18 protein-coding genes are annotated in these 25004 nt (G+C 65.8%); 6 read left to right on the forward strand and 12 right to left on the reverse strand.

What is annotated here, in order from left to right; genetic code table 11:
- Nucleotides 1-237 precede the first annotated feature (237 nt).
- Nucleotides 238-2937: a DNA topoisomerase III gene (locus AB3347_RS13105; RefSeq protein ID WP_369092243.1), complete on the reverse strand. Its 2700-nt coding sequence runs from the start codon at nucleotides 2935-2937 to the stop codon at nucleotides 238-240.
- 374 nt (nucleotides 2938-3311) lie between these two features.
- Here AB3347_RS13105 and AB3347_RS13110 point away from each other — a divergent pair, with 374 nt between their 5' ends.
- The gene (locus tag AB3347_RS13110; protein ID WP_369092244.1) at nucleotides 3312-4868 is read left to right on the forward strand and encodes a CocE/NonD family hydrolase; all 1557 of its coding nucleotides are present in this window, start codon (nucleotides 3312-3314) and stop codon (nucleotides 4866-4868) included.
- Nucleotides 4869-4925: 57 nt separating this feature from the next.
- Here the strand turns inward: AB3347_RS13110 and AB3347_RS13115 are convergent, their stop codons facing one another.
- The 3 genes from AB3347_RS13115 to AB3347_RS13125 form a co-directional block, all read right to left on the reverse strand.
- Nucleotides 4926-5384, reverse strand: a complete 459-nt coding sequence (locus tag AB3347_RS13115) for a DUF494 family protein (protein ID WP_369092245.1) — start codon at nucleotides 5382-5384, stop codon at nucleotides 4926-4928.
- Between the two features lie 242 nt (nucleotides 5385-5626).
- Nucleotides 5627-6778 carry a DNA-processing protein DprA gene (gene dprA, locus AB3347_RS13120; protein ID WP_369092246.1) on the reverse strand — a complete coding sequence of 384 codons (1152 nt, stop codon included), beginning with the start codon at nucleotides 6776-6778 and terminating at the stop codon, nucleotides 5627-5629.
- Between the two features lie 8 nt (nucleotides 6779-6786).
- Nucleotides 6787-7896 carry a LysM peptidoglycan-binding domain-containing protein gene (locus tag AB3347_RS13125; RefSeq protein WP_369092247.1) on the reverse strand — a complete coding sequence of 370 codons (1110 nt, stop codon included), beginning with the start codon at nucleotides 7894-7896 and terminating at the stop codon, nucleotides 6787-6789.
- 287 nt (nucleotides 7897-8183) lie between these two features.
- Between AB3347_RS13125 and def the strand changes: the two genes are divergently transcribed.
- On the forward strand, nucleotides 8184-8726 hold the full coding sequence (def, locus tag AB3347_RS13130; protein WP_369092248.1) for a peptide deformylase: 543 nt from the start codon (nucleotides 8184-8186) through the stop codon (nucleotides 8724-8726).
- A complete protein-coding gene (gene fmt, locus AB3347_RS13135; protein WP_369092249.1) occupies nucleotides 8726-9673 on the forward strand; it encodes a methionyl-tRNA formyltransferase in 948 nt (315 codons plus the stop codon). The genes def and fmt overlap by 1 nt, the downstream gene beginning before the upstream one ends.
- 96 nt (nucleotides 9674-9769) lie before the next feature.
- Here the strand turns inward: fmt and AB3347_RS13140 are convergent, their stop codons facing one another.
- Nucleotides 9770-10003: a BrnA antitoxin family protein gene (locus AB3347_RS13140; protein ID WP_369092250.1), complete on the reverse strand. Its 234-nt coding sequence runs from the start codon at nucleotides 10001-10003 to the stop codon at nucleotides 9770-9772.
- Nucleotides 10004-10255: 252 nt separating this feature from the next.
- On the opposite strand from AB3347_RS13140, the gene metH reads away from it, so the two are divergent.
- Both metH and AB3347_RS13150 read left to right on the forward strand, forming a co-directional pair.
- The gene (gene metH / locus AB3347_RS13145) at nucleotides 10256-14026 is read left to right on the forward strand and encodes a methionine synthase (RefSeq protein ID WP_369092251.1); all 3771 of its coding nucleotides are present in this window, start codon (nucleotides 10256-10258) and stop codon (nucleotides 14024-14026) included.
- A 98-nt stretch (nucleotides 14027-14124) separates the two neighbouring features.
- Nucleotides 14125-14502, forward strand: coding sequence for an SPW repeat protein (locus tag AB3347_RS13150; protein WP_369092252.1), 378 nt, complete (start codon nucleotides 14125-14127; stop codon nucleotides 14500-14502).
- Between the two features lie 162 nt (nucleotides 14503-14664).
- Here AB3347_RS13150 and AB3347_RS13155 read toward each other — a convergent pair whose 3' ends face one another.
- The 7 genes from AB3347_RS13155 to rsmB form a co-directional block, all read right to left on the reverse strand.
- Nucleotides 14665-15942, reverse strand: coding sequence for an EAL and HDOD domain-containing protein (locus AB3347_RS13155; protein WP_369092253.1), 1278 nt, complete (start codon nucleotides 15940-15942; stop codon nucleotides 14665-14667).
- Between the two features lie 100 nt (nucleotides 15943-16042).
- Nucleotides 16043-16819 carry a class II glutamine amidotransferase gene (locus AB3347_RS13160; RefSeq protein WP_369092254.1) on the reverse strand — a complete coding sequence of 259 codons (777 nt, stop codon included), beginning with the start codon at nucleotides 16817-16819 and terminating at the stop codon, nucleotides 16043-16045.
- A gap of 87 nt (nucleotides 16820-16906) precedes the next feature.
- Nucleotides 16907-17164: a DUF3567 domain-containing protein gene (locus tag AB3347_RS13165; RefSeq protein ID WP_027865841.1), complete on the reverse strand. Its 258-nt coding sequence runs from the start codon at nucleotides 17162-17164 to the stop codon at nucleotides 16907-16909.
- 584 nt (nucleotides 17165-17748) lie between these two features.
- Nucleotides 17749-18489, reverse strand: coding sequence for a response regulator (locus tag AB3347_RS13170; RefSeq protein WP_369092255.1), 741 nt, complete (start codon nucleotides 18487-18489; stop codon nucleotides 17749-17751).
- A gap of 52 nt (nucleotides 18490-18541) precedes the next feature.
- Complete coding sequence (locus AB3347_RS13175) at nucleotides 18542-20851, reverse strand: ATP-binding protein (protein WP_369092256.1); 2310 nt, start codon at nucleotides 20849-20851, stop codon at nucleotides 18542-18544.
- Nucleotides 20848-21411 carry a DUF4390 domain-containing protein gene (locus AB3347_RS13180; protein WP_369092257.1) on the reverse strand — a complete coding sequence of 188 codons (564 nt, stop codon included), beginning with the start codon at nucleotides 21409-21411 and terminating at the stop codon, nucleotides 20848-20850. The genes AB3347_RS13175 and AB3347_RS13180 overlap by 4 nt, the downstream gene beginning before the upstream one ends.
- Before the next feature lie 52 nt (nucleotides 21412-21463).
- Nucleotides 21464-23080: a 16S rRNA (cytosine(967)-C(5))-methyltransferase RsmB gene (gene rsmB / locus AB3347_RS13185; protein ID WP_369092258.1), complete on the reverse strand. Its 1617-nt coding sequence runs from the start codon at nucleotides 23078-23080 to the stop codon at nucleotides 21464-21466.
- A gap of 184 nt (nucleotides 23081-23264) precedes the next feature.
- Between rsmB and argS the strand changes: the two genes are divergently transcribed.
- Nucleotides 23265-25004 (forward strand): arginine--tRNA ligase, encoded by a 1740-nt coding sequence (gene argS / locus AB3347_RS13190; protein ID WP_369092259.1) that lies wholly within the window; start codon nucleotides 23265-23267, stop codon nucleotides 25002-25004.

Raw genomic sequence — 25004 nt, forward strand, 5'->3', positions numbered from 1 at the left:
TTGTAAGTGTTGTGCCAGTGCAGGCAGACCGAACGGTGAAACTGGGCGGCTGAAATACCTGATCGATTATTACGGAACAACTGCTTAATGAGAAGAAAATTGTTCTGCTGGTGGGAAATAGAAACAACATTTATGCACGATAGATACCGCTCCCGAGGCATGCCGTCGAACGATCGGCACAAAAAAACGCGAGCCCTCGGGTTCGCGTTTTTTTGTGGTCCGCTAGAAGCGCGGCATTTACTTCTTGCTTGCCGCCGAGGCGATCTTCTTGGCCGCCGGCTTGCGCGCCGCCGTCTTGGCGGCCGGCTTCGCCGCGGTCTTGGCCGCCGCTTTTGCCGCGGTTTTTGCCGGCGCCTTGCGCGCCGCCTTCACCGCCGGCGCTGCCGCGCCATCGGCACCGTCGGCGCCATCGGCACCCTCGGCGGCGCCGTCGGCCGCAGCCGCCTTGCCCTTCGCTCCGGGCTTGGCCTTGCGCTCCTCGAACTCGAAGCTGATCTTGCCGTCCTTGCCGCGCACCAGGAAGGCCTTGAAGGCGCGGCGCGTGCGCTGCGACACGAAGCCCGGCAGCAAGTCGGTCTTGCCGTCGTTGAGCAGCTTGGCCATCTGCTCGGGCAGGATCTCCTGCTGCAGGATGATGCGGCCGCTGCGGAAGTCGCAGCCCTTCGGCTTGGCGACCGTCTTCTCGCACACGTAGGCCAGGCCCATCTCGTACACGTTGCCGTTGCACTTCGGGCAGGGGCCGAGCGCGGTCTGGCCGGTGAAGTCGACGCCCTCGCCGTCTTCGCCTTCGTCCTGGTCCTGGCCGAAGTCGAATTCGAGCTTGAAGTTCTTGATGTCCTCGTCGCGCACGATGCGCAGGATGGCCGCGAACGGACGGCCCATCTTCGAGCGGAAGCCCTGCAGCGGACCGATGGTGCGGTTCTTCAGCAGCTCTTCGACCTCACTGATCTCGAACTGGCGGCTGCCCGGCGTCTTCGACATCGAGAAGTCGCACTTGGTGCAGGCGAAGCGGCGGTAGTTTTCCTTGACCACGCCGGCGCAGTTCGGGCACGGGGTCTGCAGGGTCGCGTAGTCGCCCGGGATAGTGTCGTTGTCGTATTCCTTGGCGCGCTTGACGATGATCTGGGTCATCTGCTGGATCTCGCGCATGAATTCGTCACGCGAAATCTTGCCCTTCTCCATCTGCGAAAGCTTGAACTCCCACTCGCCGGTGAGTTCGGGCGCGGTCAGTTCGTTCACGCCCAGGCCGCGCAGCAAGGTCATCAGCTGCGATGCCTTGGCGGTCGGGATCAGCTCGCGGCCTTCGCGCACCAGGTATTTTTCGGTCAGCAGGCCTTCGATGATGGCCGCGCGCGTGGCCGGCGTGCCCAGGCCCTTGCCCGCCATGGCGTCGCGCAGCTCGTCGGAATCGACCAGCTTGCCCGCGCCTTCCATCGCCGACAGCAGCGTCGCTTCGGTGTAGCGCGCAGGCGGCTTGGTCACCAGGCCGTTCGGCGTCACCTTGTCGGCCAGCACCTTCTCGCCCTTCTGCACCGGCACCAGGTTGGCGCCGTCCTTGTCGTCGCCAGTGGTGTCCTTGCCGTACACCGCCAGCCAGCCGGGGTTGGTCATCACCTTGCCCTCGGTCTTGAACTGGTGGCCCGACACTTCGGTGAAGCGGGTCGTCACCAGGAACTCGGCCGCCGGGAAGAACACCGCCAGGAAGCGGCGCGTGACCAGGTCGTACAGCTTCTGTTCCGGCTCGGTCAGGTTCTTGGGGACGACGCCGGTCGGGATGATCGCGAAGTGGTCCGAGATCTTGGTGTTGTCGAAGATGCGCTTGTTCGGCTTGACCCAGCCGTTCTTCAGCACCTGCTTCGAGAACTGCTGGTAGTTGTTGGTGTCGTTCAGCGACTCCATCGTGCTCTTGACGGTCGCGATGTAGTCTTCCGGCAGGTGGCGCGAATCGGTACGCGGATAGGTCAGCACCTTGTGCTTCTCGTACAGCGCCTGGGCCAGGCCGAGCGTGTTCTTGGCCGAGAAGCCGAAGCGGCCGTTGGCCTCGCGCTGCAGCGAGGTCAGGTCGAACAGGGCCGGCGCCATCGAGGTGGTCGGCTTCGATTCCTCGGTAACGATGCCCTGCTTGCCGCGGCAGGCGGCGACGATCGAATCGGCGGCGGCGCGGCTCCACAGGCGCTCGGCGCGCTTCTCGGGATCGTTCTCGTCCTTCTTGAAGTTCTGGTCGAGCCAGCGGCCTTCGTAGACGCCGGCGGCGCACACGAACTCGGCGCGCACTTCCCAGTAATCGCGCGGCACGAACTTCTTGATCTTCTCTTCGCGCTCGACCACGATCGACAGGGTCGGGGTCTGTACCCGGCCCACGGTGGTCAGGTAGAAGCCGCCCTCCTTCGAGTTGAAGGCGGTCATGGCGCGGGTACCGTTGATGCCGATCAGCCAGTCCGCTTCCGAGCGGCAGCGCGCGGCATCGGCCAGCGGCAGCATCTCTTCGTCGCTGCGCAGGTGCTTGAAACCGTCGCGGATCGCGCCCGGCGTCATCGACTGCAGCCACAGGCGCTTGACCGGCTGCTTGGCCTTCGCGTTCTGGGCGATCAGGCGGAAGATCAGTTCACCTTCGCGGCCCGCGTCACATGCGTTGATCAGGGTGGTGACGTCCTTGCGCTTGATCAGCTTGTTCAGCACCTTGAGGCGCGATTCGGTCTTGGCGATCGGGTTCAGCGCGAAGTACGGCGGAATCATCGGCAGGTGCGTGAAGCTCCATTTGCCGCGCTTGACGTCGTATTCCTCGGGCACCGCGATCTCGAGCAGGTGGCCGACGGCGGACGACAGGACGTATTCGTCGGATTCGAAGTACTCATCGTGCTTGGTGAAGCCGCCCAGCGTCTTCGCGATGTCGTTCGCGACCGACGGCTTCTCGGCGATGATGAGGGATTTGGTCATAGTGTTTCTCGGGTGCTCTATATATAAGTGGCTTTTGCCCGCGCATCATACATGCTCCCGGGCTGGACGGTTGTGAAAGCCGTAGTGTCTGAATGGTAACAATCTGGAATTAGCGGCCAATGATAAGCGCGATGGCGCGCCGACTGCAAGTGTGCCCGCCTCCTCTTGCGATCTGGCGCAGGCCGATACCACCGCATGGCAGCGACGCTTCACCGCGAACAATGTGACAGGAAAAAACAAAGAAATGTTACAGATTTCCTTAAAACATAGACTTCAAGAGCGCTCATGCGGCGAATTCTTTGACCTACGTGACAATTCCTGAGAATTCGGCAAGGGCTCATTACACTAGGGAGCCCTTCACTTGCCCGGTCCCGATGAAACGCCTCCTGCTCGCCCTTCTCTTCTGCACGGCCGCGGCCGCGCAGGCCGACGACGAATTCAGCTTCTCCAATCCTCCGGGCCCCCATGCCGTCGGATTCCGGATCGTGCAGCAGTACGACTACACGCGCCAGTACAAGACCCGCGTCGACATGCGCACCGGCGCGCCCAGCTCCGGCGAGCGTGCGCGCCCGATCCAGGCGCTGGTCTGGTACCCGGCAGCGCGCGGCAGCCAGCCGGGCAAGCCGCTGAACTTCCGCGACTACCTGGGCACCATTCCCACCGAGGACGACTTCACGCTCGGCGCGGCCGACGTGAAGCGCCTGCTCGAGCAGCGCATCGAAGGCCACGCGGGCAAGCGCCGCGCGGCGCTGCTGCGCGAGCTGGCCAAGCCGATGCTGGCCGTGCGCGACGCCCAAGCCGGGAACGGCAGGTTCCCGGTCGTGATCTACGCGCCGAGCCTTTCTTCGTCCGCGGTCGAAAACACCGACCTGTGCGAACTGCTGGCCAGCCATGGCTACGTGGTGCTGGCCAGTGCATCGATGGGCGCGCACACCCGTTCCATGGGCACCGACCTCGAAGCCCTGGAAACGCAGGCCGCCGACATCGCCTGGCTGATCGGCCATGCGCGTTCGCTGCCGCAGGCCGACACCGGCAAGGTGGCGGTGGTGGGCTTCAGCTGGGGCGGCCTGGCGAACGTGCTGGCCGCGGCCAAGGACGAGCGCATCAAGGCCATCGTCAGCCTGGACGGTTCGGTGCGCGGCACCCGCGAGTTCGTCGACGGCGGCAAGGATGCGGCGCAGTACGTGACGCCGGCGCGGCTCGCGATCCCGATGCTGTTCGTGGGGCGCCGTCCGCCCACGATCGAGGAGCTGAACCGCGCCGAGGTCGACACCCGCTTCTCGTTCCTGAACGAGCTGCGCTACTCGGACCTCACCATTGCGACCATGCTGCCGATGAAGCACATGGACTTCTCGTCCTACGCCGTGCGCGTGGGGCCCGAGGGCAGCTTCGGCGACTACACGCGCGCCGAGATCGCGCTCGCGCACAGCTGGGCCGCGCGCTACGCGCTGCGCTTCCTCGACGCTTACCTCAAGCAGGATGCTGCCGGCCTGGCTTTCCTGAACAACACGCCCGCCGCGAACGGGGCGCCGCCGCACATGATCCTGACCAGCGTCCGGCGCAACGGCGGCAAGACACCGCCGACGCTGGAGAACTTCGTCGCGCGTCTCGGGGCAGAAGGTTTCGAGCAGGCCATCCCGCTGTACCAGCAGTTCCTCGCGCAGGGCGCCGCCTTCAAGCTGGGGCCGAACGAGATCTACGGCTGGGGCTCGGAGCTGGAAACGCTGGAGCGCTACGCACAGGCTGCCGAGATCTTCCGCCTCGGCACCCACCTGCATCCGGACGAGGCTTTCCTGTTCGAATGCATGGCCGAGATGCAGGCAAAGGCCGGGCAGACGGCCAAGGCGGTGCGCAGCTACCGGCGCGTGCTCGAACTGAATCCGCAGCATGCCGCCGCGGCGGCCTTCCTGAAGGCGCACGGCGGCGCCTAGTCGCCGCAATGCAAACGGGGCCTTGCGGCCCCGTCGATGCTTCGGTGATGCGTGTAGTCAGTGCAGCAGGCGCGGTTCCTGCTCGTCGTCGTCGCCGAACAGGTCGTCGAACATGAGCGCGTCGGGCTCCTTGCCCTGGCTCCACAGGACCATCAGCACGATGATCTTGAGCTTGCCCAGCGCCACCGGCGACTCGTCGCAGGCCAGTGCGCGCTCGATGACGATCTCGCGCTGCACGGGGCTGAGCACCTTGGCGCTCTCGAGGAACTGGATGAAGCCGATGGCGGCGCTGCCCAGTTCGATGTATTCCTCGTCCACGTAGTAGCGGATGCCGGTGCATGCATCGATTGCGTCGGAAACTGCCGCTTCGGTCAGCCCGGACAGCCAGTCAAGCGCCTCGGAAATCTCGATATCATCGAAACCGACGGCGGACAGCTTGCGTGCCAGGGCCGCCGGCTCGGGGCAGGCGTCAGGACGATAGTACGTCTCGTAGAGGTAGACCAGGATGTCGAACATAGTGACGCTACTGTAGCAGCTAAGCTCGCCGAGGCACAAGTGCGGCACGCGCCACCGCGTACCGGGGATAAAAAACGTTGTATCGTGTCCTTATCGGTTCATTCAGTTTTGTCGATATTTAACAAAATTCAGGCCAAACATTTCACATACATATCTCAAGAAGAATACTCTTTTTCGCACCGCCCCATGCGGGATGCATACGAGAGCACAAGTATACTTCCGGAAGGTAATAAGCCGGAGATTCAAGCGGGCTGCACTACCCGCTGCACCCGGCCATCGGGCAGCCGTTCGAGCAGCCCGGCAAGTTCCAGCGCCAGCAGTTCGCCGGCAAGCGTCCCTGCATCGAGTCGATACGGGGACGCATCGCCGCCAAACCTGTCCAGCAAAGCGTCCGGCGTAACCGGATCATGGCCCAGCGCGGCCAGCAAAGCCTCATTGTCTGCACTGATGTGTATTGGCGGCATGGCAGGCCGCGCCAGCGGCGAGGCCTGCATGGCCTGCAATACTTCGTCCACGGTCTCGACCAGCTGCGCGCCTTCGCGTATCAATTGGTGGCAACCCTTGGCAAGTGCCGAATGGATCGATCCCGGCATGGCGAACACCTCGCGCCCCTGCTCGGCCGCCATCTGCGCCGTGATCAAGGACCCGGACTGCGCCGCGGCCTCGACCACCAGCACGCCGGCCGCCAGGCCGCTGATGATGCGGTTACGGCGCGGGAAGTTGGCAGCGACGGGCGGCGTGCCGAGTGCGTATTCGCTGAGGATGCAGCCCGTTTCGGCAATGCGATGCGCCAGCGCGCGGTTGCGTGCCGGATAGACGCGGTCGGGTCCGGTGCCGATCACCGCGATGGTCGAACCGGGCCCGCGCAAGGCGCCTTCGTGGGCGGCGGTGTCGATGCCGAGCGCCATGCCCGACACCACGCACAGGCCGGCGCGCGACAGGCTTTCGGCGAAGCCTTCCGCATTGACCCGGCCCTGCGTGCTGGCGTTGCGGCTGCCGACCACGGCGATCATGGGCGTGCCCAGCAGTTCGCGCCGCCCGTTCAGGTACAACAGCAGCGGCGGGTCGGAAATGTGCCGCAGGGCCGGCGGATAATCGGCGTCGTGCAGCGTGAGGATGTGGTGCTGCGGCGCGGACAGCCAGTCCAGGGTGAGCGCGACCTGGCGCGCCAGGTCCGGCGTGACGGGCGCGCAGAGCGCGGCGGCCTGTGCGGCCGGAACGTGTGCGGCCAGGGCCGCGTAGCCGGCACGGAAGATGGCCGCCGGCGAACCGAATGCAGCGAGCAGCAGCTTCGCGGTGCGGCAGCCCACCCCGGCCGTCCCCTCCAGCCGCATCCAGTCGGCAATGGCGCAGGCGTCTAGCGGGCTGGATAGTTGGGGGGCCGTGTCCTGCACGGTAGGGTTTACTCCGGTGAGCGCGCCACGTCGCCGACTTCCACCGGCGCCGTCACTTGCATGATCAGGCCATACGACACATTGCTGAACACGCGGAAAATGAACAGGCTGCCATATTGCTCGTCGGGCAGCTTGATTCGCTGTCTGCCGATGCCGAGCACGCCTTTGCTGGCGGGGTCCGGCACCGTCTTCCCGAGATGATAGAGCTGCAGCACCGAGCCGACATCGAGTCCGTCAACAGAACCCCGATTGACAGTCACTACCTGGCTCTGGCCGGCATAGCTCACGCCCGCGTAGATCGACATCACGCGCGCATCGACCGGCTGCGCCGGCGCGTGCGGCATGTAGTTGCGCACCGGGGCCGGCGGCATCGGCACCAGCAGGTCGCCCACGCCCATTTCCTGGCGCGTCTCGGTGACGCGGAAGCTGTGCGCATCCACGCCCGGCGCCGCTTCGCGGTCGAGGCTCACGCTGCCCAGGTAGGCGGCCTCGTACGCCAGCACCTTGCCGGTCTGCGGATCCTTCAGCGGGCCGCTGGGACGGAACACCTGGAAGGTCCTGCCGCCCGCCAGGCTGCCTTTGACATACACGCGGTCGCCGGCGCCGAGGTAGACCCGGCCTTCCTGCGAGGCGACGATGCGCGGCGCGCCGGCCAGTGCGCCGGCCTCGACCACCAGCGGCTGGGTCAGGTAGGGTTCGATCATGCCGGCCGGGATCGCTTGCACGGCGTCGCGCCCGAGCGCTTCGGTGCGCAGTTGCGGCGACAGCCTGGTGAGCGGCGGCGCACCGCGGCCATCGCCCTCGCCCGGACGGTTCAGCGACAGGCGGCCGCGCGCGCGGTCGAAATAGATGACCTGGCCGGGATAGATCCAGTGCGGGTTGCGGATCTCGTCGCGGTTCATGCCCCATACCTGCGGCCAGCACCAGGGGTTCTGCAGGAAAGTGCCGGAAATGTCCCACAGCGTGTCGCCCTTGACCACGACGTGCTGGTCGGGGGCATTCGGGCGGAACGCACACGCGGCGCCCGCCGCCGGAGCGGCCAGGACCGGGCTTGCCGCGGCACACGCGACGAGCGCCACGACAGCAGCGCGGGTCACGACTGTGCTAAAATTTTTCATTGCATACGTCCGTCATTGCGTCCGCTTTTGCGTACATGGATTGCGGCTTTGACACCGGATGGCTGGCAGCGCACCGTTCTGCTGGAAGCGACAGCACGATGGAATCAGCACGATGACTGCGCCCTGATCGACAAAAGGTTGCCGTACTGAATCAAATTCTGCACACAAATCCCTGAACTAGCAAGACAAACCGCGTCCTGCCAGACCCGGAATGTGTTGCATTTCTGTCCGTGCGCGCCAGCTTGTCGAACTCCTTATTGAACTGATACCCCTGGAATTGCCCGACCATGGCCTTATTGAATATTCTCCGCTACCCTGATCCACGCCTGCACAAGATTGCCAAGCCGGTCACCGAGTTTGGCACCGAGCGCCTGCGCCAGCTGGTCAAGGACATGGCCGAAACGATGTACGACGCACCGGGCGTCGGCCTGGCCGCCACCCAGGTGGACGTGCACGAGCGCGTGCTCGTCATCGACGTCAGCGAAACCACCGACCAGCTGATGGTCTTCATCAACCCGGAAATCACCTGGGCCAGCGAAGAAAAGCAGGTCTACGATGAGGGCTGCCTGTCGGTGCCCGGCATCTACGACGGCGTCGAGCGCCCTGCCCGCGTCAAGTGCAAGGCCTTCGACGTCGACGGCAAGGAGTTCGAGGTCGAAGCCGACGGCCTGCTGGCCGTGTGCATCCAGCACGAGATGGACCACCTGATGGGCAAGGTATTCGTCGAATACCTGTCGCCGCTCAAGCGCAACCGCATCAAGGCCAAGCTGCAGAAGGAAGAGCGCGGCATGGAACGCAGCGCCGCGCAACGCGCCGGCGGCCGCCGTTGATGAAGCTCGTATTTGCCGGCACGCCGGAGTTTGCCGCCGTGGCCCTGCGTGCCCTGCACGAGGCCGGCTTCGAGATTCCCCTGGTCCTGACCCAGCCCGACCGTCCGGCCGGGCGCGGCATGCAGCTGCAGGCATCCGCGGTCAAGCAGTATGCGCTGGCGCATGGCATGCCGGTCGCCCAGCCGCTCTCCTTGCGCATGGACGCCAAGGACCCGCAGCGCGCCGAGGAAGCGCGCGCCGCCCACGAACGCCTGCTGGGGCTCGACTACGACGTGATGGTGGTGGCGGCCTATGGCCTGATCCTGCCGCGCAGCACGCTCGACATCAAACCCTGCATCAACATCCACGGTTCGCTGCTGCCGCGCTGGCGCGGCGCCGCGCCGATCCACCGCGCGATCGAAGCCGGCGACCTTGAGACCGGCGTGACCATCATGGGCATGGAAGAAGGCCTGGACACCGGACCGATGATGCTGATCGAGCGCGTCGCCATCGCCGACACCGACACCACCGGCAGCCTGCACGACAAGCTGGCCGCGCTGGGCGGCCGCATGATCGTCGCGGCGCTGCGCAAGATGGAAGCCGGCCAGCTGGAGGCCGTGCCGCAGCCGGAAGAAGGCGTGACCTATGCCGCCAAGATCAGCAAGGAAGAAGCGAAGCTGGACTTCGCCCTGCCGGCCGAACAGCTGTGGCGCCGGGTGCGGGCGTTCAACCCCTTCCCGGGGGCGCACGGCCTGGTCGACGGCGTGACCGTCAAGGTATGGAATGCCGAACTGGCCCCGGGGGCGGGAACACCGGGCCAGGTGCTGGCGGCGGATGCGCAAGGCATCGTGGTCGCCTGCGGCGAAGGCGCGCTGCGCATGACCGAACTGCAAAAACCGGGCGGCAAGCGCCTGGCGGCGGCGGAGTTCCTCAAGAGCTTCCCGCTGGCGGGCAAAGTCTTTTCGTAAGCCCGATGGATTCGTGGAGTGGACGGCGCTGCCGTCCACCCCACGGCGAACAATTCCAAAAGAAAATCGGGGCATTCGCCCCGACCATTCACTTCATCACTTCTCTTGCGACGCAGCAGCACGCTGCGCATCCATGTACTCACGCAGTACCTGGTTGATACGGGTCTGGTAACCCGGGCCAGCCGACTTGAACCATTCCAGCATGTCCACGTCCAGGCGAATCGTCACGATCTGCTTCACGCCGTTGATGGTTTGCGGCTTGACGGCGACAGCCGGCTCTTCGATGCGGTTCACCGGTTGATCCCAATCCGGCTCATATTCTTTGTTCATGCAATCATCCCGTTAAAAGCTTCGCCAACACTGTGGCGACGGGGTTTATTGTCGTCCGTGTATGTAACGTAAAGATTGCGGATGTGTGAGGTTTTGTAACGTCATGTAACAGTTTCGACGTTCCATACATAAAGATACATACACGAAACCGCCTTTTTGGCCGCGCCGGAAGCTTCCCGCGTCATGACGTATAATCGTAGACCGCCCATCAGTAAACGGCCTGTAAAGCCGCTTCTCTAGAAAGACGACAACATGAACGCCCCTCTTCGCTCCATCTCCCCGATCGATTCCCAGCTGCGCGACATCCTGAAGCGCCGCATCATGATCCTGGATGGCGCGATGGGCACCATCATCCAGCAGTACAAGCTCGACGAAGCGGCCTACCGCGGCGAACGCTTCAAGGATTTCAGCGCACCGGAAGGCGCCGGCCAGCGCGAGCTGTTCGTGAAGGGTAACAACGAGCTGCTCACCCTCACCCAGCCGCACATCATCCAGGAAATTCACGAGCGCTACCTCGCCGCCGGCGCCGACCTGATCGAGACGAATACCTTCGGCGCCACCGGCGTGGCGCAGGAGGACTACCACATGGCGCATCTCGCCTACGAGATGAACGTGGAAGCCGCCCGGCTCGCGCGCGCCGCCTGCGACAAATACAGTACCCCGGACAAGCCGCGCTTCGTGGCCGGCGCCCTCGGCCCGACCCCGAAGACCGCCTCGATCTCCCCCAGCGTCACCGACCCGGCCGCGCGCAACATCACGTTCGACCAGCTGGTCGCCAGCTACCACGAGCAGGTGCGCGGCCTGGTGCAAGGGGGCGCCGACGTGCTGCTGGTCGAGACCATCTTCGACACCCTGAACTGCAAGGCGGCGCTGTTCGCGATCGACCAGTATTTCGACGAGCATCCGGCAACCCCGCGCCTGCCGATCATGATCTCGGGCACGGTCACCGACGCCTCGGGCCGCATCCTGTCGGGCCAGACCGTCGCCGCCTTCTGGAACTCGGTGCGTCATGCCAAGCCGCTGACCATCGGCCTCAACTGCGCCCTGGGCGCCGCGCTGATGCGCCCCTATGCCGAAGAGCTGTCGCAGATCGCCGATACCTTCGTGTGCATCTACCCGAACGCCGGCCTGCCCAACCCGATGAGCGACACCGGCTTCGACGAGCTGCCGGCCGACACCTCGGCCCTGCTGCGCGAATTCGCCGACGCCGGCTTCGTCAACATCGCCGGCGGCTGCTGCGGCACCACGCCTGAACATATCGCGGCCATTGCGCAAATGCTTGAAGGTCGTCCTCCGCGCCAGGTCCCGGAAGTCCCGGTCGCGATGCGCCTGTCGGGCCTGGAGCCCTTCACCGTCGACGACAGCTCGCTGTTCGTCAACGTCGGCGAGCGCACCAACGTCACCGGCTCCAAGGCCTTTGCGCGCATGATCCTGAACGAGCAGTTCGACGAGGCGCTGTCGGTGGCGCGCCAGCAGGTCGAGAACGGCGCCCAGGTCATCGACATCAACATGGACGAGGCCATGCTCGACTCGCAGGCGGCGATGACGCGCTTCCTGAACCTGATCGCCTCGGAACCGGACATCTCGCGCGTGCCGATCATGATCGACTCGTCCAAGTGGAGCGTGATCGAGGCCGGCCTCAAGTGCGTGCAGGGCAAGGCCATCGTCAACTCGATCTCGATGAAGGAAGGCGAAGAGGAATTCATCCGCCAGGCCAGGCTGTGCCGCCGCTACGGCGCAGCCGTCATCGTGATGGCCTTCGACGAGCAGGGCCAGGCCGACACCTTCGCGCGCAAGACCGAGATCTGCGGCCGCGCCTACCAGGTGTTGACCGAGAAGGTCGGCTTCCCGCCGGAAGACATCATCTTCGACCCGAACATCTTCGCGATCGCCACCGGCATCGAGGAGCACAACAACTACGCCGTGGACTTCATCGAAGCCACCAGCTGGATCCGCAAGAACCTCCCCCACGCGAAGGTCTCGGGCGGCGTGTCGAACGTCTCGTTCAGCTTCCGCGGCAACGACCCGGCGCGCGAGGCGATCCACACCGTCTTCCTGTACCACGCGATCAAGGCCGGCATGACCATGGGCATCGTCAACGCCGGCATGGTCGGCGTCTACGACGACCTCTCGCCGGAACTGCGCGAGCGCGTCGAGGACGTGGTGCTGAACCGCCGTCCGGACGCCACCGAGCGCATGATCGAATTCGCCGGAACGCTCAAGGCCGGCGGCAACAAGCAGGAACAGAACCTCGAGTGGCGCGCGGGCCCGGTCGAGAAGCGCCTGGCGCACGCGCTGGTGCACGGCATCACGCAATGGATCGTCGAGGACACCGAAGAGATGCGCCAGCAGGTCCTGGCGTCCGGCGGCCGTCCGATCCACGTGATCGAAGGCCCGCTGATGGACGGCATGAACATCGTCGGCGACCTGTTCGGACAGGGCAAGATGTTCCTGCCGCAGGTGGTCAAGTCGGCGCGCGTCATGAAGCAGGCCGTGGCCCACCTGGTGCCCTTCATCGAAGAAGAGAAGGCGGAAGAAGAACGCCGCACCGGCATCGTCGCCAAGCCCAAGGGCAAGATGGTCATCGCCACCGTCAAGGGCGACGTGCACGACATCGGCAAGAACATCGTCTCGGTGGTCCTGCAATGTAATAACTTCGAGATCGTGAACATGGGCGTGATGGTCCCGTGTTCGGACATCCTGGCCAAGGCCAAGGAAGAGAACGCGGACATGGTCGGCCTGTCGGGCCTGATCACCCCGTCGCTCGAAGAGATGGCCCACGTGGCGCGTGAGATGCAGCGCGATCCCTACTTCCGCGAGAAGAAGATTCCGCTCCTGATCGGCGGCGCCACCACCAGCCGCGCGCACACGGCCGTCAAGATCGCGCCGCACTACGAAGGCCCGGTGGTGTACGTGCCGGACGCCTCGCGTTCGGTGTCGGTGGGCCAGTCGCTGCTGACCGAGGACACGCGCGACGCCTACATCATCGAGCTGGCCCAGGACTACGAACGCATCCGCGTGCAGCACGCCAACAAGAAGGCGCTGCCGATGCTCAGCCTCGAGCAGGCGCGCGCCAACAAGGCCAAGCTCGACTACGCACCCGTGAAGCCGAAATTCATCGGCCGCCGCCTGTTCAAGAACGTCGACTTGGGCGAGCTGGCCCGCTACATCGACTGGGGCCCGTTCTTCCAGACCTGGGACCTGGCCGGCCCCTACCCGGCCATCCTCACCGATGATGTGGTGGGCGAGGCGGCCTCGAAGGTGTTCGAGGAAGCCCAGGCGATGCTCAAGAAGATCATCGAGGGCCGCTGGCTGACGGCGAACGGCGCGATCGCGCTGCTGCCGGCCAACAGCGTGGGCGACGACGACATCGAGATCTATACCGACGAGTCGCGCAAGGAAGTCGCCTTCACCTGGTACGGCCTGCGCCAGCAGGGCGTCAAGCCGGTGGTCGACGGCGAGCAGCGCCCGAACCAGTGCCTGTCCGATTTCGTCGCGCCGAAGGAATCCGGCATCGCCGACTACATCGGCATGTTCGCGGTCACCGCGGGCCTGGGCATCGAGAAGCACGAGCAGCGCTTCGAGGCCGCACACGACGACTACTCGTCGATCATGCTCAAGGCCCTGGCCGACCGCCTGGCCGAGGCCTTCGCCGAGTACCTGCACGAGCGCGTGCGCACCGACCTGTGGGGCTATGCGGCGGGCGAGGACCTGTCGAACGAAGCCCTGATCAAGGAAGCCTACCAGGGCATCCGCCCGGCGCCGGGCTACCCGGCCTGCCCGGAACACACGGTGAAGGCTGAGCTGTTCCGCACCCTGCAGGCGCAAGAGATCGGCATGGAACTGACCGAGTCCTTCGCGATGTATCCGGGCGCCGCCGTGTCGGGCTTCTATTTTGCCCACCCGGACTCGAAGTACTTCGTGGTCGGCAAGATCGGCGACGACCAGGTCGAGGACATGGCGCGCCGCCGCGGCATGGACAAGGCCGAACTCGAACGCTACCTGGCGCCGAACCTGTCGTAATCCTCGCGGCGCAGGCGGCGGTCCTCCCGCCTGCGCAAAACTTCCGCCCGGCCGCATTGTCCAAAGCAGTGTGTGATCCTGGTTCGAGGGAGGACATCATGGCTATCCATCTTGCGTCCAGGCGCTGGCAAGACCAGCTCATGGTCCTGCTCGGCGCCTGGCTGTTCGTCTCGCCGTGGGTGCTCGGCTATCCGTCTTATTCGCCCCCGGCCGTCAATGCGACGATCGCCGGCGCGATCATCGCGCTGCTGGCCGCGCTCGACCTGGTCAAGACCTACGTCTGGGCCGTGCTGCTCAACATCCTCGTGGGGGTCTGGGTGGCGGTCTCGCCCTGGCTGGTCGGCGTCGTGCGCGACCCCGCCATGACCTGGAGCCTGGTCGTGGCGGGCGTGGCCACGATCGTGCTGGGGGTGTGGGAACTGCGCAGCGATCCGGAGCTGCACAGGCAGTGGACGCACTCGGGCACGACCGGATAGTCCGCTGACGCGCAGTTGTAGGGTGGGCGGGTCTCCCGCCCACGCGGTGATGGTCAGCTTTCGATCAGCCGCGCCGATCATTCAAGCGCATGTTGAACGCGTGGGCAGGAAACCTGCCCACCCTACGTTAACGCGGCAAATCCGGCATTACCAGATTGCGAATCAGATCGCGTAGCGAACCACCTTGTCGCTCCACTCGAAGGCTGACACCTCGAGCTCGGCCAGGTCGTCGCCGTCGACCGACAGTTCATGCAGCGCGGGCAGCACCTCTTCCTGCGCGTCGTCCATGCGCTCGATCGATTCCGCCAGGCGCAGCAGTTCGCCAAAGAAGCCGCGCCGCACCAGCAGCGCGTGGCGCACTTCGTCGATCACCGGGATCTGTTCCACGATGTCCTGCATCGGGATGCAGAACAGCGTGTCCATCAGCGACATCATGCCCACCGTGAAGGCGATGTCCGCCACGTTGCGCTGGCCCGGACGTAGGCGCTGCGCCAGCAGTTCCATCAGGCGCGCGCGCGTGGTGGCCAGCATCAGCAGCGGACTCAGGTTGTGGCCGCGCACGCCCGGTTCGGCGTACAGCAGGATCTGCAGCCAGCGCTGCAGCTGGCGGCGGCCCAGCAGCATCAGGGCCTGGCTGAGCGATTCGATGCGGCGCCCGGCCCCGGCGGCCGGCGTATTCACCAGGCGCAGCAGGTTCAGGCCAAGGGTCACGTCCTTCTTGATCGCGCGCTCGATCTCGATGTTGTCGGCGTCCGAGGCTACCAGGTTCATCAGGTCCATCACCGCCGCCTGCGAAGGCGACAGCTTGCGGCCGGCGATCACGGTCGGCTTGGCGAAGTAATAGCCCTGGAAGTAATCGAAGCCGATGTCCAGGCAGGTACGGTATTCGTAGTGGGTCTCGACCTTCTCGGCCACCAGGCGCTTGCCGGTGCCGCGCAGGCGCGGCGCCAGCGACAGCAGGGTCACCACCGGCAGTTCGCGCAGGTCCATCTTGACGTAGTCGATCACCGGCAGCAGGCGGGCCAGGCTGGCGCCGTGGGCCGAGGCCTCGGCCGCAAAGCGGAAGCCGTGCGTGGACAGTTCGGTCATGCGCTGGATCACGGCGTCGGTCGGCTCCACCGAGCGGACGATCTCGAGCACGGTGCGCTCGCGCGGCAGGAAGGCGAACATGTCGCCCATGAGGACGTCGGTGTCGACGTTCAGGAAGGCGGTGGCGTCGCCGATCGCGCGCGGCAGGCCAAGCTGCGAGGCATGGTGGATCACGCTGGCGCTGGCCGACAGGCCGGAATCGATCTCTGCCTTCCCCTGGGCACTGCCGCGGAACAGCAGCTCGTAGCCGAACAGCGCCTGGTTACGGTCGAGCACCGGCTGGCGCCCGAGGTAGAAATTGCGCAGTTTCAGCGGCTGGGAAGCCTGGTCGGTGCTGGCGGTATCGGTCATGTCGTCTGGGTGGGCTGGCGAACCTGTCTACTTTACCGTATCCCTCCTATTTAGTGGCTTTTTAGCACTATTTTATTCATGGAACGATAATTCCGGAGCATTATTGTGGCAAGCCGTCCACGAACAGTTTCAGTTCTCCGGGCGCAAACGGGATCCAGGTTTCGTTGTTGGTCAGCGGTTCGGTCACGATGATGGCAACCCGGTCGTTCGGCGTCGTGACCTGCGAAAAGTCGACCGACAGGTCTTCGTCGGACAAGCTGGCCGCGGTAAACGGATAGCGGCGCACGATGTAGCATAGCTTGGTCGAGCAATGCGTGAACAGGGCGGTGCCGTCCGACAGCATCATGTTGAACGTGCCGTGCGCGGCGACCTGCGGCACCAGCCTTTCGAGCGCCGTGCGCAACTGCGCCAGCGATGGGGCGGTGCCGGACGAACCGTCGCCGAACTCCTCGCGCAGGCTCTGCATCAGCCAGCAGAACGCGCGCTCGCTGTCGGTGTTACCCACCGGGCGGAACGGCCCTGTCAGCTGCGGCGCAAAGTCCTTCAGGTCGCCGTTGTGGGCGAACACCCAGTAGCGCCCCCACATCTCGCGCACGAAAGGATGGCAGTTCTCGAGCGCGACCTGGCCCTGGGTGGCCTTGCGGATATGGGCAATGACGTTGGTGGACTTGATCGGGTAGCGCTTGATCAGTTCAGCGATCGGCGAAGCGATGGCGGCCTGGTGGTCAACGAAGTGGCGCACGCCCTTGCCTTCGAAGAAAGCGATGCCCCAGCCGTCGTGGTGGGTGTCGGTGCGTCCGCCGCGATGGGCGAAGCCGGTGAAGGAAAAGACGATGTCCGTGGGGACGTTGCAGTTCATTCCGAGGAGTTGGCACATGGCGCGCAGCTTATCACGCCCAGAGGTGCCGATGTTGCCTGCTTGCGCTACTACGCCCCGGAACCGTAGCAGCGCCCTTCCCGATGATTAGTGCAGCACGACCGGCTGGCTCATCAGGGTGTCGTAGGAACCCAGGAAGTCGTCGATTTCTTCCATGGTCGGCTCGCTTGCGATGAGGTTGTTCACATCGCGACGGAAAGATTGAGCCAGTTTGCCGCCGATGAACGCTTCGCGCCGGCCGGCCTTGTCGACGATCTCGTATCCGCCGAAGCGCAGGGCTTCGAGGTCGCGATCAACGCCAAATTCCACGACGCTGTACTGTTCGCTGTTATAGATCATGTTCATGATGACTCCTTCTCTCGATCAGAGTGGTGGACGCATCGATAAACCTGCTGCGCGTTGCAATGGTGTTTCTCGATCCGTCCGGTTGTGAGCAACCGCGCGGCGGCGGGCGGTGGCTGATCACTTCGGTTAAGAGGTGGGGCTCGCTGAACCGATTTCAAGTGCACGCCCGGTACAACAAAGGGTCAGGCGTGCAGGGTTGGATTCAGTGCCAACAGCTGATCGTATGGCGCTTCTTGCAGCCACGATCGCAACTGATCAAGGTGCTCACTGTTCGCCACACCGATGAACAGGCGTTCCGGGCCTTGGCGCAACAGTCGATTCAATGTTACACGCAAAACCAGATTCCCGGAGCAGCACAAGCACCCGGGTGCGAGTCGGACAAGTCTTACGGAAGAGGTATCGGGGATGCAGCTACTGCCTGAAGCCAGGCCTTCGAGGATGACGGCGCTGAAGGGGGCGGCCCCTGCCGTGCCGGGCGATGCCGCGGGCACGGCATCCAGCAGTGCGGCAATCGCCGCCTCGCGTGCGCCGGCGCTGGGGCCGGTGACCAGGGTAAGGGGACGCGCTTGCGCCTGACCTGCCAATCAGACGCCTTTCTTGGCCAGCTTGCCGGGTTCGACGCCGAGCTGCTTGAGCTTGCGGTACAGGTGGGTACGTTCGAGGCCGGTCTTCTCGGCCACCCGCGTCATGCTGCCGCCCTCGCGGCCCAGGTGGTGCTCGAAGTACATGCGCTCGAAGGCGTCGCGCGCTTCGCGCAGCGGCAGGTCAAAGGACAGCGTGTAGCCGGTGCCCTCGCCTTGCGAAATCGCATGCACCATGCGCGAGCCGTTGGTCATCTGCGGCGCCGGCGGCGCATACATCGGGGCGCTCGCGGCGGCGGCCGTGACGACGCCGCTATCGGCTACCGGCACGGCCGCCACCACCGGGCGCGGCGGGACCAGCGGCGCGCGCGCCACTTCCTGGGCCCGGGTCAGGCCCTGCTGCACGGCCTTGAGCAGTTTCTGCAGGGCGATCGGCTTTTCGAGGAAATTCAGTGCGCCGATGCGGGTCGCTTCGACGGCGGTGTCGATGGTGGCATGGCCGGACATCATGATGACCGGCATGGTGAGCAGGCCGTCGCGCTGCCATTCCTTGAGCAGGGTGACGCCGTCGGTGTCCGGCATCCAGATGTCGAGCAGCACCAGGTCGGGCGCGCCGCCGGCACGCGCTTCGCGGGCCTGCTGTGCATTCTCCGCCAGGGTGATGGCGTGGCCTTCGTCGCCCAGGATTTCCGAGAGTAATTCCCGGATGCCCATTTCATCATCAACTACGAGTATATTCGCCATCGTTCTGCCTTCCTGATCTCTTACCCGTCATGGTGCGATTTTATGCCGTCTTTTATATTTCGGACAAGTTCGCCTCAGGGGCTAACTTTAACAGCAAAATGAATACTGACGCGCCACATCCGTCCGGACGATTGCCGATATCGATCCTGCCGCCGTGTTCGTCGATGATCTTTTTCACCATCGGCAGGCCCAGGCCGGTGCCGCGCGCTTTCGACGTGACGTAGGGTTCGAAGGCGCGCGCCAGGATGCGCGGCGAGAAGCCGGGGCCGTTGTCCGTGATCGCCAGGCGCACCGCGGTGCCGGCGGCGCCGTCCGCGCCTTCGTAGTGAATGGTCTCGGTGGTGACGTCGACGCGCGGCGCCGGCATGCCGGGCGCGCGGTCGACCAGTGCGTCCTGCGCGTTCTGGAGCAGGTTGTGGATCACCTGGCGCAGCTGGGTGGGGTCGCCCATCACCTTCGGCAGGTCCGGCGCCAGTGCGGCATGGATGATGTCCGAGCCGTCCTCGGCCAGGTAAAGCTGCAGGATCTCGTCGATCAGGCCGTTCAGGTCGAGCGGTTCCAGCACCGCCGGCGGCGTGCGCGCGTAGTCGCGGAAATCGTCGACCATGCGCTTCATGGCGTCGACCTGGTTGACGATGGTGGTGGTGCTCTTCTTCAGCAGCTCGGCTTCAAGCGGCGGCAGGCTCGACTCGAGCTTCATCTGCAGGCGCTCGGCCGACAGCTGGATTGGGGTGAGCGGGTTCTTGATCTCGTGCGCCAGGCGGCGCGCCACCTCGCCCCAGGCCACCGAGCGCTGGCCCGAGATCACGTCGGAGATATCGTCGAACACCACGATGAAGCCGCTGCCGGTGCCGACCGGCAGGCGCGAGCCGCGCGCCAGCAGCGTGATGTCGTGGTCGTGCTCGTCGCCGCTGCCGCGGCGCGGGATCTCGATCTGCTGCTGCCAGTGGCTGCGCTTGCGGCCACTGCCGGCCGCGCTCTGCGCGCTCTGCGCCGAGATCGCGCGCGTGATGCAGTTGTAGAAGGTCTCCAGGCCGGCGATGCCGGCCAGCGGGCCGCTGAGCGCGCCCGGCTCCACCTGCAGGATGCGGTAGGCCGCATCGTTCGAGTTCACCACCCGCCCTTCGGCATCCAGCACCAGCACGCCCGCCGACATGTTGGCCAGCACCGACTCCAGGTGGGCCTTCGCGTTCTGCAGGGCCATGCGGTTGCGCTCGACCGCGCTGCGCGCCTCGAACAGCTGGCCCGTCATGGCGTTGAACGAGCGCGTCAGGGTGCCCAGTTCGTCGTTGGTCTCGACGGTCGGGCGCGGCGACAGGTCGCCCTCGGCCACCGCCTGGGTGCCCTCGGCCAGCACCAGCAGCGGCTGCGCCAGGTTGCCGGCGATGAGGAAGGCGCTGCCGATCGCGCCGAAGATCGCCAGCAGCAGCGTCAGGGTCAGGGTCTCGATGTACATCTTGCGCAGGCCGCGCCGGGCCTGGTCGCGCGAGCGGTATTCCTCGGAGGCGCTGCGCAGCACCACCGCGTTCGAGGCCAGGGTGACCGGCACTGCCTGCAGCAGCTGCAGGTAGCGCGGCTCCATGCCGGCCGCCTCGGGCACCGCCAGCACCACCCGAAGGCGCAGGCCGGTCGCCGCGTCCAGCCCGTTCTGGCTCTCGCCCTGGCCGCTGACCTCCCGGTCCATCGTGCCTTCCGGGCGCGCATAGCCGCCCGGCAGCGCGGCCGACTTGAGCATGTCGGGCGTCGGGCGGTCCAGGTCGAGATTCAGGTTGCGGTCCTGCGCGCTCGATGCCAGCACGGTGCCATCGGACGTGAGCAGCATGGCGCTCTGCAGCCCGCTGATGTCGTTTACCAGGCCGGTCAGGATGCCCTGCACCATCACCGCATCCTGGCCGGCCAGCGTGGCGGCGGCGGTCTGGCCGGTGGCGCCCAGCTCGGCCACGGCTTCGTCGAGGGCGGCGCGGCCGAGGTTGAGGCCGGACTCGATCGCGGCCTCGATCTTGACGTCGAACCAGCTGTCGATGGAGTGCGAGACGAACTGCACCGACACCATGAAGATCACCAGCCCCGGCAGGATGCCGATGCCCGCGAACAGCAGCACCAGCCGCGCAACCAGGCGCGAGCCGAACTTGCCGGCCTTGTAGCGCGAATACAGGCGCGCCAGCGCGACCACCACGAGGATCAGGAGCAGCGCGGCCATGCCGGCGTTCACGCCCAGCAGCCAGACGTAATATTGATCGAAGAAACCGGAATTCTCGGACGCCGAGGCCAGCATGAACAGCAGGATCGACGCGATGGCGCCGCCCACCACCAGCGCGTAGCGCAGCGCCCGGTTGAACGATTTACCGCGTACCTGGATCATTCTGCACGGTAGGTGAAGGTCTTCTTGTTCGTGCTCAGGCGCCAGCTCGAATCATTGATGGCATTGACCTGCAGGGGCTTGGACAGGAAGTCGCGGTCCATGAACATGCGCACCGAGACGTTGTAGACCTCGCCCTGCTTGAGGGCGCCCTTGGGCGCGATCAGCCAGCGCGCCGGCCGCCGGATCAGCGACAGCGCGTCGTCGAGGGTATTGAAGGGCTGCGGCACGCTGCCGCCGCTGCTCACGATGTACTGGCGCGTGAGCATGTCGTAGGAGATGCCGATGGTGCGCTTGGAGAACACCGCCTTTTCGTCGCGCCACCACCAGCGCGGGCGCGTCATTTCGATCTCGGTGGTGAAGTGCAGCTTGATGCCGTGCTGGACCGCATCCTGCAGTTCGTGGTTCAGGTCGAAGGCGAAGGCCGTGTTCAGGCGGTAGCCGTCCTCGCTGGACTGGATTTCGGCCTTGATGATCTCGATTGCGTCAGCCGCCCGTGCCTGCGTGCACGCGAAGACCAGCAGCAGCTGGCAAGCGAGGAGGCAGAAAAATCGTAACGTCACGGGTGCGCCGGAGCCTTATTTGAAGCCGAAGCCTATTCTGTCGGGTTGACCATTACGCCGCTTTTTTCTGGAACAGGGCGTAAAACAAGCCGTCATGATCCTGCGCGGCACCGCTGGCTGGCAGCAGCTGGCCCGGCGCGTCGAGGCGGATGGCGTCGTGGCGCGCCGCGAATGCGGCAGCCTGCGCCTCCGATTCCTGGGGCCAGAGCGAACATGTCACAAACAACAATTTACCATTGGGCAGGAGCATCTGCCAAAGGTTGTCGAGTATTTTGCTGGAAAGTGTTGCAAGTTGGAGCGTGTCCGACTTGCGGCGCAGCCAGCGGATATCCGGATGGCGGCGCACGATGCCGGAGGCCGTGCAGGGCACGTCGGCCAGGATGCGGTCGAATGGACGGCCGTCCCACCAGGACGCGTCCTGGGCCTCGGCCGCGAGCAGCTTCGCCGCCAGCCCGAGGCGTCCCAGGTTGTCGCCGACCCGCGCCAGGCGCTGGGCATCGGCGTCGACCGAGGTCAGCTCGACGTCGGCGGTCTCGAGGATGTGGCCGCTCTTGCCGCCCGGAGCGGCGCAGGCGTCCAGCACGCGCATGCCGTCCGCCAGGTCGAGCAGCGGCGCGGCCAGCTGGGCGCCGGCGTCCTGCACCGACACCAGGCCGTCGTGGAAGCCCGGAATCTGGCTGACGTTGACCGCCTGCGCCAGGCGCACCGCGCTCGGGCCCACCTGCGCCGCCTCGATGCCGGCCGCGCGCAGGGTCTCCAGGTAGGCCGCGACGTCGAGGCGGCGGCGGTTCACGCGCAGGGTCAGCGGCGGGTGCACGTTGCCGGCCGCGAGGATGGCTTCCCACTGCGACGGATAGGCGGCGCGGGTGCTGTCGATCCACCATTGCGGATAGTTCCAGCGCGCCAGCGGCTGCTTCAGCGCTTCCGCCACCAGGGCCTCGCGCTCGCGCAGGAAGCGGCGCAGCACGGCGTTGACCATCGCCTTGGCGTGGGCAAAATCCGGATGGCTGGCCGCCGCATGCACGGCCTGGTCGACCACGGTAAAGGCTTCGTAGGGCGGGGTCGTCCCCTGCGGCGGGTCGAGCAGGGCCAGGGCGGCGCACAGCAGGGCGCCCAGCATCGGCGGTTCCGGCGCCTTGCTCGTCATCAGGCCCAGCAGGGTCTCGGTGCGGCCCAGCTGGCGCATCGTGCGGTAGGCGATGTCCTGGATCGCCCCGCGCGCCTGCGGGGTCGCGTCGTAGGCCGCAAACACGGCGCCGAGCGCCTGGGGCAGCGCGGCGCCGCCGCGCACGCGCGCCACCGCGCTGGCCGCGCCCAGCAGGGCCAGGGCCAGCGAATCGGCCTTCAGGTCGGGACGGTAGTCGCGCTGCGGCGCCACCTTCACTTCGTGGCTCTGGCGCAGGCGCGCGCTGTCGCGTCCGGCATCGCGTCCGGTATCGCGGGGCGCCTCCGGACGCTCGCGCCGGGCGACGGCCGCTTCGCGCTCGGGCGACGGCCGGTAGCTCGGCTTGGCGCCGGCCGGCTGGCCCGGCTTCGGACCTGCGGCCGCGCCGCGTTCCTGATCCGGCTTGGCGGCAGGCCGCGACGGCTGCGCCCCGCTGCGCGGCGCGGAAGAACGCGCCGGCTTGGCTTTGGGTTTCAGGGTGAGCGTCGGGCGCTTGTCGGTCATGGCAGGGTCGATACGGTCGAAAAAGGCCCTCATTGTAACGGCTTCGCCTTTGGCGCTGCTTAAGCTTCGTGAGGACTCCCGGCAATTGCCTGTGGTGAACATATTCCATGCATCGCCAAACCAGTATAATGGCCGCTGTTTGCCTGCCCGCAGGCCCCGTCATTCTTATCAGACCGACATTCCCATGCTCGCCCAACAAAAACAACAAATCGTTGCCCTGTTCCAGGCCGCCCTTGCGCCGATCGTCGCCGGCAGCGATCTCACCCCCAACGTCGTTCTCGAGCGTCCGCGCGACCCGAGCCACGGAGACATCGCCTGCAACATCGCGATGCAGCTGGCCAAGCCGCTCAAGACCAATCCGCGCGAACTGGCTACCCGCCTGGTCGCCGCCCTGCTCGCCGAGCCCGGCGCCGCCGGCCTGGTCGAGTCGGCCGACGTCGCCGGCCCCGGCTTCATCAACCTGCGCGTGGCCGCAGGCGCCAAGCAGTCGGTCGTCAGGACCGTGCTCGAGCAGGGCGAGGCCTTCGGCCGCGGCACTGCCGGCCAGGGCCACCACGCGATCATCGAATTCGTGTCGGCCAACCCGACCGGCCCGCTGCACGTCGGCCACGGCCGCCAGGCCGCGCTGGGCGACGCCCTCTCGTCCCTGTTCGAAGCGCAGGGCCACGAGGTGACCCGCGAGTTCTACTACAACGACGCCGGCGTGCAGATCGCCACCCTGGCCACTTCGGTGCAGGCGCGCGCGAAGGGCTTCAAGCCGGGCGATGCGCAGTGGCCCGAGTCGGCCTACAACGGCGACTACATCGCCGACATCGCCAGCGATTTCCTGGCGAAGAAAACCGTCTCGGCCAGCGACGGCGAACCGGCTACCGCCAGCGGCGACGTCGAGGACATCGAATCGATCCGCCGCTTCGCCGTGACCTACCTGCGCAACGAGCAGGACCAGGACCTGCAGGCCTTCGGCGTCAAGTTCGACAACTACTACCTCGAGTCCTCGCTGTACGCGGACGGCAAGGTGGAAGCGGCGGTGCAGGCCCTGGTCGACGCCGGCGTCACCTACGAACAGGACGGCGCGCTGTGGCTCAAGACCACCGACTACGGCGACGACAAGGACCGCGTGATGCGCAAGTCCGACGGCACCTACACCTACTTCGTGCCGGACGTGGCCTACCACATCCAGAAATTCCGCCGCGGCTTCGACCAGGCCATCAACGTGCAGGGCAGCGACCACCACGGCACCATAGCGCGCGTGCGCGCCGGCCTGCAGGCGGTGAACATCGGCATCCCGCAGGGCTATCCCGACTATGTGCTGCACAAGATGGTCACCGTGATGAAGAACGGCGAAGAGGTCAAGATCTCCAAGCGCGCCGGCTCCTACGTCACCGTGCGCGACCTGATCGAATGGTCGGGCAACGGCGACGTCACGCGCGGCCGCGACGCGGTGCGCTTCTTCCTCATCTCGCGCAAGGCCGATACCGAATTCGTGTTCGACGTCGACGTCGCGCTCAAGACCTCGGACGAGAACCCGGTGTACTACGTGCAGTACGCCCATGCCCGCATCTGCTCGGCGCTCGCCAACTGGGGCGGCGACGAATCGCAACTGGTCCAGGCCGACCTGTCGCTGCTCACCGAGCCGCACGAAGCGAGCCTGCTGGCCAAGCTGTCCGCCTACCCGGAAATGCTGGAGCGCGCCAAGCTGGAACTGAGCCCGCACCACGTCGCCTTCTACCTGCGCGAACTGGCCGGCGAGCTGCACAGCTACTACTTCGCCCACAAGTGGCTGCTCGACGACAACGAGCCCCTGAAGCTGGCGCGTCTGGCGCTGGCCCTGGCCACCCGCCAGGTGCTGCGCAACGGCCTGGCCCTGATCGGCGTGTCCGCCCCAAGCAAGATGGAACGCGCCCCGACTGAAACGCAAGAGTAA

Source organism: Massilia sp. X63, assembly GCF_041023745.1.
Lineage (GTDB): Bacteria > Pseudomonadota > Gammaproteobacteria > Burkholderiales > Burkholderiaceae_D > Telluria.